13 protein-coding genes are annotated in these 16,814 nt (G+C 40.2%); 9 read left to right on the top strand and 4 right to left on the bottom strand.

The features are described from left to right. Positions 1 to 13: 13 nt before the first annotated feature. A complete protein-coding gene (locus PQ461_RS14070; protein ID WP_274206161.1) occupies positions 14 to 3,001 on the bottom strand; it encodes a SusC/RagA family TonB-linked outer membrane protein in 2,988 nt (995 codons plus the stop codon). Positions 3,002 to 3,547: 546 nt separating this feature from the next. Between PQ461_RS14070 and PQ461_RS14065 the strand changes: the two genes are divergently transcribed. From PQ461_RS14065 to PQ461_RS14055, 3 genes are all read left to right on the top strand, one after another. Beyond that, positions 3,548 to 5,440 (top strand): RecQ family ATP-dependent DNA helicase, encoded by a 1,893-nt coding sequence (locus tag PQ461_RS14065; protein ID WP_274206160.1) that lies wholly within the window; start codon positions 3,548 to 3,550, stop codon positions 5,438 to 5,440. A gap of 326 nt (positions 5,441 to 5,766) precedes the next feature. Further along, a complete protein-coding gene (locus PQ461_RS14060; protein ID WP_274206159.1) occupies positions 5,767 to 6,369 on the top strand; it encodes a GIN domain-containing protein in 603 nt (200 codons plus the stop codon). Between the two features lie 119 nt (positions 6,370 to 6,488). Beyond that, a complete protein-coding gene (locus PQ461_RS14055) occupies positions 6,489 to 7,208 on the top strand; it encodes a head GIN domain-containing protein (RefSeq protein WP_274206158.1) in 720 nt (239 codons plus the stop codon). A gap of 158 nt (positions 7,209 to 7,366) precedes the next feature. Here PQ461_RS14055 and PQ461_RS14050 read toward each other — a convergent pair whose 3' ends face one another. Then, complete coding sequence (locus PQ461_RS14050; RefSeq protein ID WP_274206157.1) at positions 7,367 to 7,603, bottom strand: hypothetical protein; 237 nt, start codon at positions 7,601 to 7,603, stop codon at positions 7,367 to 7,369. A 47-nt stretch (positions 7,604 to 7,650) separates the two neighbouring features. Continuing rightward, positions 7,651 to 8,493 (bottom strand): NAD-dependent epimerase/dehydratase family protein, encoded by an 843-nt coding sequence (locus tag PQ461_RS14045; RefSeq protein WP_274206156.1) that lies wholly within the window; start codon positions 8,491 to 8,493, stop codon positions 7,651 to 7,653. Positions 8,494 to 8,653: 160 nt separating this feature from the next. On the opposite strand from PQ461_RS14045, the gene tig reads away from it, so the two are divergent. The 6 genes from tig (at position 8,654) to PQ461_RS14015 (ending at position 15,085) form a co-directional block, all read left to right on the top strand. Next, the gene (tig, locus tag PQ461_RS14040) at positions 8,654 to 10,006 is read left to right on the top strand and encodes a trigger factor (RefSeq protein ID WP_274206155.1); all 1,353 of its coding nucleotides are present in this window, start codon (positions 8,654 to 8,656) and stop codon (positions 10,004 to 10,006) included. Positions 10,007 to 10,077: 71 nt separating this feature from the next. Further along, positions 10,078 to 10,443 (top strand): four helix bundle protein, encoded by a 366-nt coding sequence (locus PQ461_RS14035; RefSeq protein WP_274206154.1) that lies wholly within the window; start codon positions 10,078 to 10,080, stop codon positions 10,441 to 10,443. A 97-nt stretch (positions 10,444 to 10,540) separates the two neighbouring features. After that, positions 10,541 to 11,260, top strand: coding sequence for an ATP-dependent Clp endopeptidase proteolytic subunit ClpP (clpP, locus tag PQ461_RS14030; protein ID WP_274206153.1), 720 nt, complete (start codon positions 10,541 to 10,543; stop codon positions 11,258 to 11,260). Positions 11,261 to 11,366: 106 nt separating this feature from the next. Beyond that, a complete protein-coding gene (gene clpX, locus PQ461_RS14025; protein ID WP_274206152.1) occupies positions 11,367 to 12,605 on the top strand; it encodes an ATP-dependent Clp protease ATP-binding subunit ClpX in 1,239 nt (412 codons plus the stop codon). A 174-nt stretch (positions 12,606 to 12,779) separates the two neighbouring features. Beyond that, positions 12,780 to 13,643: an AMP nucleosidase gene (locus PQ461_RS14020; RefSeq protein WP_274206151.1), complete on the top strand. Its 864-nt coding sequence runs from the start codon at positions 12,780 to 12,782 to the stop codon at positions 13,641 to 13,643. Positions 13,644 to 13,723: 80 nt separating this feature from the next. Further along, on the top strand, positions 13,724 to 15,085 hold the full coding sequence (locus tag PQ461_RS14015; RefSeq protein WP_274206150.1) for a pyridoxal-phosphate dependent enzyme: 1,362 nt from the start codon (positions 13,724 to 13,726) through the stop codon (positions 15,083 to 15,085). 71 nt (positions 15,086 to 15,156) lie between these two features. Here the strand turns inward: PQ461_RS14015 and PQ461_RS14010 are convergent, their stop codons facing one another. Next, positions 15,157 to 16,710 carry an ArnT family glycosyltransferase gene (locus PQ461_RS14010; protein ID WP_274206149.1) on the bottom strand — a complete coding sequence of 518 codons (1,554 nt, stop codon included), beginning with the start codon at positions 16,708 to 16,710 and terminating at the stop codon, positions 15,157 to 15,159. Between the last annotated feature and the right edge of the window lie 104 nt (positions 16,711 to 16,814).

The following is a 16,814-nucleotide window of genomic DNA, read 5'->3' as shown; positions in this document are numbered from 1 at the left end:
TATCGTCAATAAATTATAGGCCCAGGTTAAATCCGATAGTGTAAGTACGAGGGCGTGGATAGAAACTGTTATCAATACCGCTAAATATTTCAGGATCTATGCCTTTGTATTTTGTTACAACGAATACATTTTGCACGTTGGCATTAAGGCGCAGGTTTACGTGTTTGGCAATTCGGCCAAAATTATATCCAAGGCCTAAGTTATCCATACGTAAAAAGGAAGCGTTCTGAACGTAGTAATCAGACAGATACTGATTGTTAGAGAACAAAGTGTTATAGTAATCAGTACTTGCGTTATTGATCGTGTTTTGTACCGTGATAATATTACGTGCTACACCAAGGTTTGATGCCGTGTTGTTATAAGCATAGTTACCTAAGTTAGCGCGTAGTACTGCGTTAAGGCTCCATTTTTTATAATCAAACTGTGTTGAAAAGCCCATAGTAACTTTAGGGAAAGGACTTTTATATAAATAACGGTCCTGATCATTAATTACACCATCACCGTTCAAGTCAGCATAAACACCTTCAAGCGGTTTGCCATTGGCACCATATACTTGTTTGTACACATAGAAAGAGTTCGGGGTTGAACCTACACTTTGTAACTCTACGTTTGTACCTGTAGCGCCACTGATACCGCCTGTTGGAACGGTTACCACTAAACCTTTGATTGCGCTTAGATTGGTGATGGTATTCTTGTTATATGCAACGTTATAATTCAATGTCCATGAGAAATCTTTGGTTTTAACAGGGATAGCATTAAGCGAGAACTCGATACCTTTTGTTTCGGTGTTACCTACGTTGGTGGTTAGTAAGTTGGTAAAGTTAGCACCTACCGGAAGATAAACAGTGCCTAATAAGTTCTTGGTTTTTTTGTAGTAAACATCAATTGCACCGCTTAAGCGTTGATCAAAAAATCCGTAGTCTAAGCCGGCATTATATGATGATGTTTGTTCCCACCTTAAGCTTGTATCGTATGCACTTGGCGTGTACATATTATAAAATGAATTGCCAAGCTGGTATTTTGATGTATTATCGCTCAGGTAGTAGCTCGGGATATAACCATAGTAACCTATACCGTCTTGCTGACCGGTGATACCATAGCTCAAGCGTAATTTAAGATCAGAAAGATCTTTAGAGTTTTTAAGGAAATCCTCGTCGCTCATTCTCCAGGTAAATGCTACTGATGGGAAGGTTGCATTACGAAGGTTAGGGGCGAATTTTGATGAACCATCACGACGGATTGAACCTGCAAGGATGTACTTAGAATCATAAGTGTAAATTAAACGGGCGTAATATGATTCAATCGTATAACGGCCTTCGCCATAAGGATAAAGAGGAGCAGAGTTAGCAACTAAAGCACCGCTTGCAGTATAGTTTGCATAATTACGGGTAACAGTTCTGAAATCATAGTAACCGTAACCGGCAGTAGCATTAATATTACTGTTGATAGATTTAAACGTGTTATTGTAGTTTAAATAAAACTCCCCTACAGTATTATAGTTCTTTTGGTGATACTCGGTATTAGCCCCACCTGTGTTGAACGAATTGGTAGAGTTGCCATTATTAAACGATTGCGCTGCATTTGCGGGAACAAAAACGCTGCCTCCGCCTTTTGATAAATCGTAGCCTAAATTTAAGTTAGCATGTAGTTGAGGCAAAAACCTGAAACGGTAATCTGTTTGTAGGTTGCCAAAGCTTCTGTAAGTATTACCTGTATTGTGGTAATCATTTAACATGCCTACAGGGTTACGCGGTGCATTTGGATTTAATGTGCCATCAGCGTTTAACCATTCGTAGTAGCCATTATATTTTGAACCGGCTGCGTATACTGCCTGTGTTGGATCAAAAGATGCAGCTGCACCTATTGCACCGGTATTGGCAAACTGGCTTTTTTGATAAGTACCGTTTAAATTTAAATCAAATTTCAAATCCTCGTTGAAAAACTTAGGGCTTAAACGGATAGCAGTGGTAGTACGGTTGATATGGTCGGTTTTTAAGATACCGTCCTGATCAAGGTTGCCTACTGAAACACGATAAGGCATATTTTTAGCCGAACCGCTAATGCTTACGTTATTATTGGTAGTAAATGCTTTTTGATAAATCTCGTCTTGCCAGTTAGTGCTTGCTTTACCCAAAAGTGCTTTTTGGGCAGCTGTACCATTTGCGTTTACATATTGGCGCACCTGGTCTGCTGAAAGCACGTCTAACCGGTTTGCTGTGGTCGCAACCGAATTTTGGCTGCTTACATTTACTGCAGGGGCACCGCTTTTGCCTTTTTTAGTGGTAATGATAATTACACCATTAGACGCCCTTGAGCCATAAATAGCTGTTGAAGCAGCATCTTTTAGTACTGTATAAGTTTCAATATCGTCAGGATTGATTAAGCTTAATGCATTACCTGCACCTGATATTCCATTAGGGCTTAATGGTACACCGTCAATTACAATAAGCGGATCGCTGCTGGCATTTAATGAAGCGCCCTGGCGGATACGGATCACACTGCCTGAGCCAGGCTGGCCACCGTTTGTAGTGATGGATACACCAGCAATTTTGCCTTGTATAAGCTGCTCAGGAGAGGTAATGGTACCTTTTTGAAAATCTTTGCTGCTTACAGTTGATATTGCACCGGTTACCTCTTTACGGGTTTGTGTACCGTAACCAATAACCACAACCTCATTCAAAGATTTGGTGCTTGGAAGAAGGCTGAAATCGGCTGACGTGGCGCCGCTAACGGTAACAGATTTTGTCAGTACGTCATAACCAATAAATTTTGCTGTTAAAGTATAGGTTCCTGCTTTAACGTTGCGGATGACATAGTTACCATTCGCATCTGCAGCTGCACCATTTGTTGTACCGTTAATGGTAACTGTGGCGCCAGGAAGGGGCTGATTTTTTTCATCCACAACCTTACCGCTGATACTTCCTGTCTGTGCAAATGCCATTACAGAAAGCATTAGCAAAGCAAATAGAAGCACATACTTTTTGGAGTAGTTTTTTCCCATTTAATTTAGAGTTTTTAGTTTAAAAATTAAGGCTTATTGAAGGCCAAAATTGGTTTGTTTTTGTTGCCTGATTGGCGTCCGACTAATTTAAAGCAAGAAGTAATATTTGCAAATTTTATGTATGAGATAATTATCAATAATTCTGGTAGTCTAAATTTAACTTTAAAGAAATATTGATTATTCGGATGATTGCAGCTTTCCAATTCAGTTTTCTTGTTTAAAATTATTCTGACCGCGTTTATACCGAATTAGGGTGTCAAACTTACACAATGATAAATTTTACTTTAATGCAAACGTTACCGGGAACGTTCCCGGTAAATTAAATGTCAGCCATACACTTGCTAAGCAGGAAATCAAAAATTTTCTGCGCGTTTTGCCATCTTGCAACAATTTTTTTGCTGAAAACAGGGCATGAAATGTCAGCCATAACTTTTACAATTTATTGTTGTTAACTGATTGCCTGCACTGTGTTTTAATAAGCGGCATTTTACCATAATTGATACCGGCTTAACTTGATAATTTTGATAGTTTTGAAGCAAGCGCTTAATGACCATACAAGAGATACTTAAAAACTATTGGGGACACCAGCAATTTCGCTCATTACAGAAGGAGATCATCACGTCTGTTTTGAACGGACAGGATACTTTGGTATTGCTTCCAACAGGCGGCGGAAAGTCGGTTTGTTTCCAAATACCGGCTTTGGCTAAGGATGGTATTTGTATAGTTGTATCGCCGCTTATTGCCTTAATGAAGGACCAGGTTGAAAACCTGCGCGAAAAGGGGATAGAAGCCACGGCTATAGTTTCAGGCATGGGTAAGCGAGAGATTGATATTGCACTCGACAATTGCATTTACGGACCTGTAAAATTCCTTTACCTGTCGCCTGAAAGGCTTTTGTCTGACCTTGTTAAAGAACGCATAAAATACATGCGTGTCAATCTTTTTGCCATTGACGAAGCGCATTGTATTTCGCAGTGGGGCTACGATTTCAGGCCGCCGTATCTGCACATTGCCGAGCTAAGGCAACTGCATCCTAAAGTGCCTGTACTTGCTCTTACTGCAACCGCAACTGAACAGGTAAGGGCTGATATAAAGGAAAAACTACAGTTAAAAAATGCAGCGGTATTTCAAAAAAGTTTCGAGCGTAAAAATATCAGCTACCTTGTTGAGCACGAAGAAAACAAGTTGCGGCGCATGTTGCAGGTTGCACGTGGCGCCAAAGGAAGTGGTATCATATATGTACGCAGCCGGAAGGATACCTTTGAGCTTTCGCGATTTTTAAACGAGAACGGTATCAGCGCCGATTATTACCATGCGGGCTTGCCCGGCGAAACACGATCAGCAAAGCAGGATGCCTGGAAAAAAAGCCATAGCGCCGTTATGGTGGCTACCAATGCCTTTGGTATGGGGATAGATAAACCCGATGTGCGTTTTGTGATTCACCGCGACCTGCCCGAAAGCCTTGAGGCGTACTACCAGGAAGCCGGCCGCGCAGGCAGGGACGAGCATCGCGCCTATGCTGTATTATTATATAATAGTACCGACCGCATTAAGCAAGAGAAAAAGTTTGAAGCCAGTTATCCATCGCTTGAAGAAATGAAGCAGATCTACCACTACCTGGCCAATTATTATCAGCTGGCGTACGGAACAGGCGAGGGGCTTAGTTTTGACTTTGATATTGCAGACTTTTGCAGCCGCTTTAAGATGGAGCCTATAAAGACGTTAAATGCGCTTAAATTTTTAGAGCAGAACGAATATCTGTCCGTCAACGAAAGCGTTTTTCTTCCATCGCGTTTCAGGTTTGAGGTGCAGAATGAAGAGCTTTATAATTTCCAGATCCAAAACCAGGCTTGGGACCCTTTTATAAAGGTATTGCTGCGGTCTTACGGTGGTGCGTTTGACCATTATGTGAACCTTCGCGAGTTTGACTTGGCCAAACGAACGGGTTTAACCGTGCAGTTGATTATCAGTAATTTAAACCAGCTGCAGGACTTTGGCATACTAACCTACTTGCAGCAGACCGATAAACCGCAGATCACCTACCTTAAACCACGGCAAACCAGCGCCAACCTGCTCATAAATATGCCTTTCATTACCGAACGTAAGCAGTTGTATTACGAAAAAATGGAAGCCGTATTAAATTATGCCGAACATCAGAAATGCCGCAGCCAGATGCTGCTTGCCTATTTTGATGAAGATGATGCCCCAAAATGCGGTATATGCGATGTTTGCTTGCAGGAGCGGAGGCAAAATAACCAAACCGAAATAGCTGAAAGGCTTACCAACGAAATACTGGAAGTGCTGCTACCCGCACCACTAACACTTGATGGATTAATCAACGGAACCAAAGGCGGCCATCAGAAAGAGAAGCTGGATGTGATCCGACAGTTGCTTGATGCCGGGCGTATTAAAACCAACGGTGAGGTTTATTATTTGTAGGGGAGTAATTTTTCTGATTGTATCATAAGTAACCCCTCCCTAACCCTCCTTGGGGAGGGAATTTGTTAAAATTAGTATCTATAATAAGATCTCAGCTCTGTTTATACATCTAATTACATTTATCTCGCTCAAAACCGTAAAAAATCTTAAAAATTTCGCCGATTATTTTGTGGCATTCGCCGATGTTTTCCTGCGTTTTGCATAAGAAATAGGCATATCTGCTGCTTTCATCAAAAACATGCTGTAACGTTTTCATTTTCATGTCGTCTTATTGATGTATTTAATTTAATAGTTAACAAATAATTGATAATCAAAATATTACTGATATGAAAACTACAATCTTCACCGTTATTGCACTTTTAGGTTTAAGCGTAGTAACCACCAAAACAACTCAAGCTGCAACAGTTAAAAATGACGTTAGCACAGTACTTACAGATGTAAAGAACATCAACAAAATTGAAGTTCGTGGCAACGTTCAATTATATGTATCTGATGGCGCTTATGACAATGTAAAAGTTTATAACAATTACTACAGCGAAAGTGCCCTGGTACAAAATCAAAATGGTGTGTTACGTATCTCATCTTACACAAAAGACAAACTGGTGGTTTGGGTAACAGCAGCAGATTTACGCAGCATTAAAGCTTACGACAATGCAGAAGTGAAATCATTCGGCAACCTGTCTGGCATTGATCTTAACGTAGAGCTTAATAACAATGCTATGGCCAGCTTAAATATTGATGCTTACAATGCTAACATCACCGTAAACGATAATGCAAAGGCTGATCTTAAAGGTAATGCTACACAATGTGCACTAACATACAACCAGTCTGCAACCGTTAACAGTAGCAAATTTGAAACAGGTAAAATGGTGCGTACAGTTAACAATACCTACAACAGAAAAAATACCGAGCAATTAGCCGGCCTGTAAGCAAGCACTTTCACAAAAAGTTCTATCATATATCTCTAAGCCATTATTTAATAATGGCTTTTTTAGTTTTTAATGTAACTTGGCTTCTCAATCAGTCGTCCTAAAACAAAACTTATAACATGAAAAAGTTACCCTTAATCATCACCTCTTTAGCTATAGCCTCAGTCAGTGTTTTATCTGCTTGTAAATTTAGCTGTATAAAAGGCTCGGGCCACACAGCAACAGATACGCGTAAGGTAGAGAAATTTACACGAATAGAGATTGAAGGCGGATACAAAGTAAACTTGAAACAAGACAGTTCGATGGCGGTTACTATAAATGCTGATGATAACCTGCTTAAATACATTAAAACCAGCGTAAGTGGTGGTACGTTGCATATCGAGTCTAAGAAAAGCTTTTGCAACGCCGGCGAATTAAGTGTTGATATAGGTATAGGCAAACTGGAGCAGTTAAAGATTTCGGGTGCGGCAGATGTAAGCGCAGCAGGAAAGCTTAATGTACAAGATTTGAAATTAGAACTCAAGGGTGCTAACAAAGTAGATTTAGATGTAAATGCTGCTAATTTAGTAACTGAAGGTAGTGGTTCAACCGAGTTACACTTAGCAGGTCAGGCAAGTTCGCATAAAATTGATTTTAGCGGAAGCGGTAAATTATATGCTTTTGATTTTGTGGTGGGTAACTACCGCATAAAAACATCCGGTGCAACAGAATGCGAGATCAATGTATTGCACGAATTAAGCATCGATTCAAGAGGAGCAACCTCAATTAAATATAAAGGCAGCCCATCTGTTATTCATAATGATAAATCAGGCGCAAGCAGCGTAGAAAAAGTGCAGTAGGTCTGGTTACAGGTTTTCAATGATAGAAGCAATTCCATTATGCAGTTTTTGTATAATTTGGGGTTGCTTCGTCGCTTATAGTCCCTCAAATACTTTGATTTATATTATTCTTATCCTGGTCTCTTGTTTCTGGTTTCTTCTCTCTCGCTTCTGAATAATTAAGGGTTAGGAGAAGGCGGATTTGGATTCGGATTCGGAATAGGGGCGGGAGACGGATCGGGGTATGGCCTTACACCAGGTGTACGCTTGGTAGTATCAGGCGTATTACTTGTACCTACCGGCGAACTGCGCTTAATTGCTACCTGTTTATTGCTTTTTTGCTTATGCAAAAAGCATCCGCTTAAACAATGAGCTGCTAATAATAAGGAAACGCATATAAGTGCCGGTCTTTTCATGATTGCATAACAAGCAGCGGTGATAAAGGTTTACTACTTACAACAGTTCAATTGTTTAGTAAATAATCAAATGTATATTTGGGCGAATAGCCTAACATTTCTTTAGCCTTATCGGTTACATAAACCCGGTCAATACTTTCAGAAAATACCCAGTTTCTTGACGCATAAATTGCTTCTGCTTCGGGATATAGGTTTAATATTACTTCTTTAGGATTATGCTTAAGTTTTACCATATCACTTTTTAAAAAAGGACTGGTGCTTGCAATATTAAATATCTCAAATTTATCGAACTGATGTTGCAGTGCCAGATAAAGCGCTTCTGCACCGTCACGCTCATCAAGTCCGCGGTATAAGCGGTGGTTGGCTTCCAGATTCGGACTCTCGGGCAAAAACCTTCCAACGCGATAAACGGATGTTTGCAATCCTTCCTTGTAAAAAAAATCCTTGCAAAGCTGTTCGGCGGTTTGTTTAGTAATGTCGTAAATATCCCTTGGCTGCTCGGTTAGTTCTTCGTTTACCCAAACAGCCTGGTCAGCATTTACCATTGCCGTTCCGTAGATTGAGGTTGTGCTTATATACAAAAACTGCTTCACATTATGCTTCACCGAAGCATTTAGCAGGTTTAAAGTGCCATAAATATTGGTATCAATAAACTCTTCCCTGGAGTAATTAAGATCATAATGCTTGCCATGTGTAGCTGCTGTATGGATAACTGCATCCATATTTTTGTAGGCATTGTTCAAATTGCCTCTGTTTTTAATGTCGAGGACAAGATCTGTAGTAGGGCTGGGCAGCAAATCAACCCCTGTTACACTGTAGTTGATTGATTTCAATTTCTCAACAACAGCCTTACCTAATTTACCGGCAGAGCCCGTTACCAATACCTTCATAAATAATTTAAAATAGGAACGGTAAATAAGTTATATCAATAGCTAAATAACTCAGTTACTAATAATAAGTGAGTTAAAAATAAAAAAAATCCTTATTTTTGCGCCTCAAATTTCTGCTGTGTGGCAGATATTAAGTAAACAATAAATTCCTTAAAATAAAATGAACATCTCACAGGAAAAAACAGGTAAGCTTAATGCAACCATTTCCATTAACCTTAATCCTGAAGATTACCAGCCACGTGTTGATAAAGCGATAAAAGAACAGGCTAAAAAAGCGAAAATCCCTGGCTTTCGTCCGGGTATGGTTCCGCCTGCTCATATTAAACGTATGTATGGTAAAAGCATACTGGTTGACGAAATCAATAACCTGTTATCAGATACTATCAACAATTATATTGAAGAGCAGCAGTTAGAGGTATTGGGCCAGCCGCTTCCAAAAATGGATGACGAAACTCAATATAACTGGGATTTCAACGATAATTTCAACTTTACTTACGAAGTTGGTTTAGCACCTGATTTTGCGATTGACTTTTCATCTGCTGATAAACTTGATCAGTATGTAATTAAAGTGGATGACGAAACGTTAGCATCTCGTATTAAAAACCTTCGTCGTAGCTATGGCAAAATGACAAACCCTGACGTATCGGCAGAAGATGACGTGCTTTGGTCAGAATTAACCCAGCTTTCGCCAGATGGTTCTGTTTTTGAAGGTGGAATTACTAAAACTGTATCAGTTCGTATAGATCAGGTACAGGACGAAGCGATCAAAAAATCGTTAGTTGGTTTAAAGAAAGACGACACTGTTGATTTCGATATTCAGAAAGCTTATAATAACGAAGCTGCCCGCATTGCAGGTGTATTGAAAATCGAAGAAGATGAAGCTGCCGATCTTAAATCAAACTTCCGTTTAACTGTCAAAAACGTTAACCGTTTAGAAGAAAGCGATCTTGATCAGGCGTTCTTTGATAAAATATTTGGTGAAGGTACAGATGTAACTACCGAAGAGCAATTTAAAGCTAAGATCACTGAAGAGTTAGAAGGCATGATGCAGCAGGACTCGGACCGCAAACTGCAAAATGACCTTTATGAATACAGTATTCAGAAAATTAACTTTGAATTGCCTGACGAGTTTTTAAGACGCTGGTTAAAAGCAACCAACGATAAGTTGAGCGACGAAGAGTTAGCTGGTGGTTATGATGATTTTGCTAAAAATCTTAAATGGACTTTGATTGCTAACAAAGTTGTTCGCGACCAGGACATTAAGATCGAATACAAAGAAGTATTTGAGCAGGCAAAACGCCAGTTAGATGCACAGTTCAGAATGTACAGCCCTCAGCCAATCAGCGAGGAGCAATTATCTCAGTATGCTGTTCAGTTTTTACAGAACAAAGAAAACGCAAACCGCATTTTCGAAGAAGTAAAAGCTATTAAAGTTTTTGAATACCTTAAAGGTATCATTACTTTAAATCAGAAAGAGATTTCTTACAAAGAGTTTGAAGAGCTGGCTAAGTAAGCTAAGATAGGCGGTTGGCACGAAGCGAAAGGCGTTAAAGTCTAATTGATGATATAGTACTATATTGTACTATGAATCAATTTAGATTTCAAAACCTTGAAATTTGGCAACTGTCCATTAATATAGGTAATCAGTTATGTGATATAGCTGACTTACTGGAAACAAAAAAGAAATACAGATTTGCAGAGCAGCTCAATGGGGCTGCTCTCAGTATTTCAAATAATATCGCAGAAGGGAGTGGTGCCAGCTCAAAAAAAGAGTTTTGCCGTTTTCTGGACTACGCTCATCGTTCGGTATTTGAAAATGCCAACATCTTACATCTTCTTCATCTTCGCCAGTTTATTTCCAATGAGCAATTAGTTTATTTTTTAGAAGAATTAAATAAATTAGCCCGCAAAATAAACAGCTTTCAGAAGTACCTTAGCAAAGAAGACTGATTTTAATAAATAGTCGCAATCAATTTTTTATAAATGGTGTTTGGATGTAACAACGCCCATCGCCTTGCGCCAAGCTAACTTTAAAACCCATTATACAATGAATAATATTAATAAAGACGAGTTCAGAAAATATGCCGTTAAGCACCACCGTATTAACAGCATCTACGTAGATAAATTTATATCAAGCGTTGAGCACAAAATGATGCCTACTGCTATTGCAAATCCAGTTGGCATGACTCCTTACATTATTGAGGAACGTCAGCTTAACGTAGCTCAAATGGACGTGTTTTCTCGTTTAATGATGGACCGTATCATCTTTTTAGGTGATGCCATTTATGAAAATATTGCTAACATCATCCAGGCGCAATTACTGTTCTTACAATCAGCCGATGCTAAACGTGACATCCAGATCTATATCAACTCACCTGGTGGTTCTGTTTATGCGGGCTTAGGTATCTATGATACCATGCAATTTGTAAGTAACGATGTTGCTACCATTTGTACAGGTATGGCTGCTTCAATGGCTGCTGTATTATTATGTGCCGGTGCCGATGGCAAACGCGCGGCTTTACCACACTCACGCGTAATGATTCACCAACCCCTGGGTGGTGCGCAAGGCCAGGCTTCTGATATCGAGATCACTGCCCGCGAGATTCAAAAGCTTAAAAAAGAGCTTTATGAGATCATCTCTAAACACAGCGGCACACCTTACGAGAAAGTTTGGGAAGCATCAGACCGCGACCATTGGATGATTGCTGATGAAGCAAAAGCATTCGGTATGGTTGATGAAGTTCTTCGCAGCGGAAGCGAGAAGTAAAAAATAAAAAATAACAGGAAACCACCGCGGCGGTTTCCTGTTATACCTTGAAGCGAGTTTGTGAGTTACGGGATATTTTACTAATTTTGATTAAAACCATTATCAGATGAATAAGAACAGCAAGGAAATCAGGTGTTCGTTTTGTGGCGCCGGTAAACAGGATTCCCTGATGCTGATAGCCGGGCTGGATGCGCACATCTGTGATAAATGTGTGAACCAGGCCAACGAGATATTAGCTGAAGAACTTAAGGTTCGTAAAGTTAAGTCGTCTCCATCTGCACCGACAATATTAAAGCCTGCCGAAATTAAAACACACCTTGACCAGTATGTAATTGGTCAGGATGATGCCAAGAAAATTCTTTCAGTAGCAGTATATAACCATTACAAGCGTTTAAACCAGCGTATTGAAAAAGATGAGGTAGAGATTGAAAAATCGAACATCATTATGGTAGGCGAAACCGGTACGGGTAAAACCTTACTGGCCAAAACCATTGCCAAAGTACTTAACGTACCCTTCTGTATCTGTGATGCTACAGTATTAACTGAAGCCGGTTACGTAGGCGAGGACGTTGAAAGCATATTAACACGATTACTGCAAGCTGCCGATTACGATGTAACCGCCGCAGAAAAAGGTATCGTTTACATTGACGAGGTGGATAAAATTGCACGCAAAAGCGACAATGCATCTATTACCCGCGATGTATCTGGCGAAGGTGTACAACAAGCCCTTTTGAAGATTTTAGAAGGTACTATGGTTAACGTACCACCTCAAGGCGGCCGTAAACACCCAGATCAGAAAATGATCACCGTTAATACCAGCAACATCCTGTTTATATGCGGTGGTGCGTTTGACGGTATAGAGAAGAAAATTGCAAGCCGTTTGCGTACGCAAACAGTTGGGTATAAATTAAAGAACGACGATAGCGAGGTTGATCTTAAAAACCTTTATAAGTATATCACTCCGCAGGATCTTAAGTCTTTCGGTTTGATACCAGAGCTGATCGGCCGTTTACCGGTACTTACTTACCTAAATCCGCTTGACCGCAGTGCATTGCACAGCATCCTTACCGAGCCTAAAAACTCGCTACTTAAACAGTACAAAAAACTGTTTGAATATGAAGGTGTTAAACTGGACTTTGAAGACGAAGTACTTGACTTTATTGTGGACAAAGCAATGGAGTTTAAACTTGGTGCCCGTGGTTTGCGCTCTATTTGCGAAGCCATTATGATTGATGCCATGTTTGATTTTCCATCGCAGAAAGATGTTAAGCGTTTAAACGTTACGCTTGACTATGCCCGTGAGAAATTTGAAAAATCGGACCTTAAAAAATTAAAAGTAGCTTAACAAACAGGTTATTTTCTAACACTTATATTTGTTAAGACACGCAACCCTGGTGAAACGCCGGGGTTTGTTGTATCTGATCCTTTCCTAAAAAGGAAATTAAGCCTCTTTCATACCGGAAGGGGCTAAGATGTTAAAAAGCCCTGGTAATGGTGCCAGGCAAGTTAAAAGAGGAATATGAACGAAGAAATCGAAATCAAAAAAGATCCCGCCATTGTTGAACAAGCTAAAAAAGTTAAGGAAATCCAATCGCCTGTAAAGTCGGGATTAAAAACCAAGGAGTCTATCGTTGACAACTGGTTGCCGCGTTATACAGGTCGTCCGCTTAGCGATTTTAGCCAATACATCATCCTGACCAATTTTTCTAAATACCTGCAGCTATTTTCTCAATGGAACGATAATGCACCTATTATGGGCCTTGATAAGCCTATGCAAAGTGTAACTGCCGACGGTATAACTATTATAAATTTCGGTATGGGCAGCCCGGTTGCAGCAACTGTAATGGATTTGCTTACTGCCATAAAACCTAAAGCCGTTATATTTTTAGGTAAATGCGGCGGCCTTAAAAAGAAGAACAATGTAGGCGACCTGATCCTGCCAATTGCGGCCATCAGGGGAGAAGGTACATCAAACGATTATCTGCCGCCAGAAGTGCCTGCACTACCGGCTTTCGCCCTTCAAAAAGCAATATCTACCACCATTCGTGATTTTAGCCGCGATTACTGGACCGGTACCTGCTACACTACCAACCGCAGGGTATGGGAGCATGATAAAGACTTTAAAAAATATCTTAAAACACTAAGGGCAATGGCTGTGGATATGGAAACAGCTACCATCTTCACCACCGGCTTTGCCAATAAGATCCCAACCGGTGCGTTATTGTTAGTATCAGATCAGCCGATGATACCGGAGGGTGTTAAAACTGCCGAAAGCGATTCGAAAGTTACCGAAAGCTATGTGGAAACACATTTAAAGATCGGTATACAGTCGCTTAAGCAATTAATTAACAACGGTTTAACGGTTAAGCATCTGATTTTTTAAGGTCAAAAGTCTATCATTTTAATAGATTAATTACAAACAGGCATGGATATTCCACTGCCTATTTGCAACTTTGCAATAATATGTGGTACAACAATATACTTGAAACCATTGGCGACACGCCCCTGGTAAAACTTAATAAAATAACTAAGGATATACCAGCAACGGTATTGGCCAAAATAGAAACTACCAACCCGGGCAACTCAATTAAAGACCGTATGGCTTTAAAAATGATTGAGGATGCAGAAAGAGACGGCCGTTTAAAACCAGGCGGTACCATCATAGAGGGTACATCTGGTAATACAGGTATGGGCCTTGCTATTGCGGCGGTTATCAAAGGCTACAAGTGTATTTTTACCAGTACCGATAAACAATCGAAAGAGAAATTTGATGCGTTGCGTGCCTTTGGTGCAGAAGTAATCGTTTGCCCTACCAACGTTGAGCCTGAAGACCCGCGCTCGTATTACTCTGTATCTTCGCGATTAGAGAGAGAGGTACCTAACTCATGGAAGCCAAACCAGTATGATAACCTTTCAAACTCGCAGGCGCATTACGAGCAAACCGGCCCCGAAATATGGGAGCAAACTGAAGGCAAGATCACTCACCTGGTAGTAGGCGTAGGTACCGGGGGTACTATTTCTGGTACAGCACGTTATTTAAAAGAAAAAAATCCTAACATCCAGGTGTTGGGCATTGATACTTACGGATCAGTATTTAAAAAATACAAAGAGACAGGCATCTTCGATAAAAACGAGATCTACCCTTATATCACAGAAGGTATAGGCGAAGACTTTTTACCGCAAAACGTTGACTTTAGCCTGATCGACCACTTTGAAAAGGTATCTGATAAGGATGCAGCTTTAATGACCCGCGAGATCGCTTTAAAAGAAGGTATTTTCGCAGGTAATTCAACCGGTTCTGCGGTGGCTGGTACACTGCAAATGAAAGACCGATTTAAAGAGGGTGATGTAGTGGTTATTATTTTTCCGGATCATGGTACCCGTTACCTGGGTAAAATGTATAACGAAGATTGGTTGCGCGAACGTGGTTTCCTGAAAGATGAAAAAATGACCGCCCGCGACATTATTCATAAGAAAGAGAAATCAGAGATCATTACCATTGATTCTGAAAAATCTGTTTTAGAGGCAATTAATACGATTAAGACACTTAATATTTCTCAGATTCCGGTTACTCAGCAAGGTATGGTTATCGGTAAGATCACAGAAAGTGACATTTTAGATCGATTGCTTGAAAATCCGGGTTTGAAGTCAGCTCCGGTAAGTACCATCACTACTAAGCCATTTCCTTTTGTTGATCTGAATACATCGATTGATAAAATATCTTCGATGATCAATAAAGACAATATTGCGGTGCTTGTTGAAGATGAGCAAGGAAAAATTGAGATTATTACTCAATACGATATCATCAACGCGATATCTGCATAAGAATATATAAGCCCATAAAAAAGGCGCTAAGCGATAAGCTTGGCGCCTTTTTAGTATAAGATCAAATCCGCTTACTCTAACAGCTTTTGTTGCAAATGCTGTTGATAGATTTTCCTTAGCTCCGGTTTAATTCCCTTGATTAAGAATACCGCTGTACCATACTCGCGCGCAAGCGGATTAGTTACTTCGCCTACTTTTACTATGCTTTCAGAAAATGGTATCAGGTCGCTTACATCGGCATCGTCGCTGATATAGATCAGGTTTTTTGCATTCAAGTCAGCAGGTGCCCATAATGCAAAGCTACTATCCATACTTATAAATTTAGGCTGTAGCTCAGGGGGAGCAAGGTGCATAAATGCTCCTGATTCGCCGTAATTATCAGCAAAGAATACAGTACCTGCCTGTTCACCGGGGTTAAGTTTGTTGTAAGCAGCTACAGATGCATTTACCATTTCATCCCAGCCAAGCATGTCGGCATAGTCTTGTGTAAGCGGGTGCTGTTTGTGGTCTTCCCAGGTTACCGCAAAACGAAAACCAGGTAACCGTTGCTTTAGTTTGTCGATATAAGCAACCGTAGTTTTAAGCGGTAAAAATGGCAGCGCTACAGGGAATAACAGCATATTAGGCACTGTAAATAGCAGGATAATTACAACACGCAATATGTTCCAGCTGGTTTTAACCCAGCGTTCTATCATGTATCCGCCTGCGGCAAACAACATTGGGAAGGCAGGGAAGAGATAGTAGGACTTACCATGCATTGCCAATAGGAAGGTAAACACCGCTACAAATGCTATAGCTAAAAAGGCATAGCGCCTTAGCTTGTACGATGCAAAAAAGCATACAAATCCAATCAACCAAACAAATAGCGCTACGCCATTTATCAGGAAGGTTTGCTTCACAAAATCTGTACGATCATTTCCATCCAGCTGATACTTTTGCAGTTTATGCATGTGTGTAAACACCGGTAAATGGTGAGTAGATTGCCAGATGATGTTGGGTAGAAAGATCAGCAATGCAATGAGCGCACTTAATAAAAAAGGTTTACTGATTAATAGCTTTCGGTGCTTGCTGCTTAATAGCCCTATCAACAATGCAGCTATAAAAAACAGCATGGTGTATTTTGTGAGTATACCAAGGCCTACTGCAACACCAAAAAGGTAAATAAACTTGTTCTCTTTGGTGTTTATAAACTTCACCAATAGCCAAACGCTGAGCACCCACCAAAACTGATCAAAGATAACCGGCTGAAAAAGATAACCGCTGCCAGAAAAGCCCGGAGAAAAGATGATGCTTAAGCAGGCAACTGCTATGGCGAAGCGCCTGCCACCAAACTCTACCACAAGCTTACCCACAAGCCATATTAAAGCGGCAGAAAAAATAGTAGGGAACAGTCGCGTAGCAAACATAGAACCGCCGAGTACATGCTTAACTATAAAGGCAAGCAAGGCAATAAATGGCGGTACTTCTTTATAACCCCAGCTTAAATGATCTGCTAAAGCTAAATGTAATAGCTCATCGCGGTGAAAGCCGTAATGACTGAAACAAAGCAGGTTAAAAAGTACTTTTAGTAATACAAACAGGAGTATATAATTGCCATAGCTTGGCTTGCGGTTTTTATAAGGCATTGTTGAAATTGGTTAAGCTAAGTTACTTAAATTTAGAAACTTCGGTAATTGTACATTTGATGTTGAAATTATGACTCTGTTACACATTAAAAACATGGTTTGTA

The sequence above is a fragment of the Mucilaginibacter sp. KACC 22063 genome (assembly GCF_028736115.1).
Taxonomy (GTDB): domain Bacteria; phylum Bacteroidota; class Bacteroidia; order Sphingobacteriales; family Sphingobacteriaceae; genus Mucilaginibacter.
This window is presented reverse-complemented; position numbering and strand designations above follow the sequence as displayed.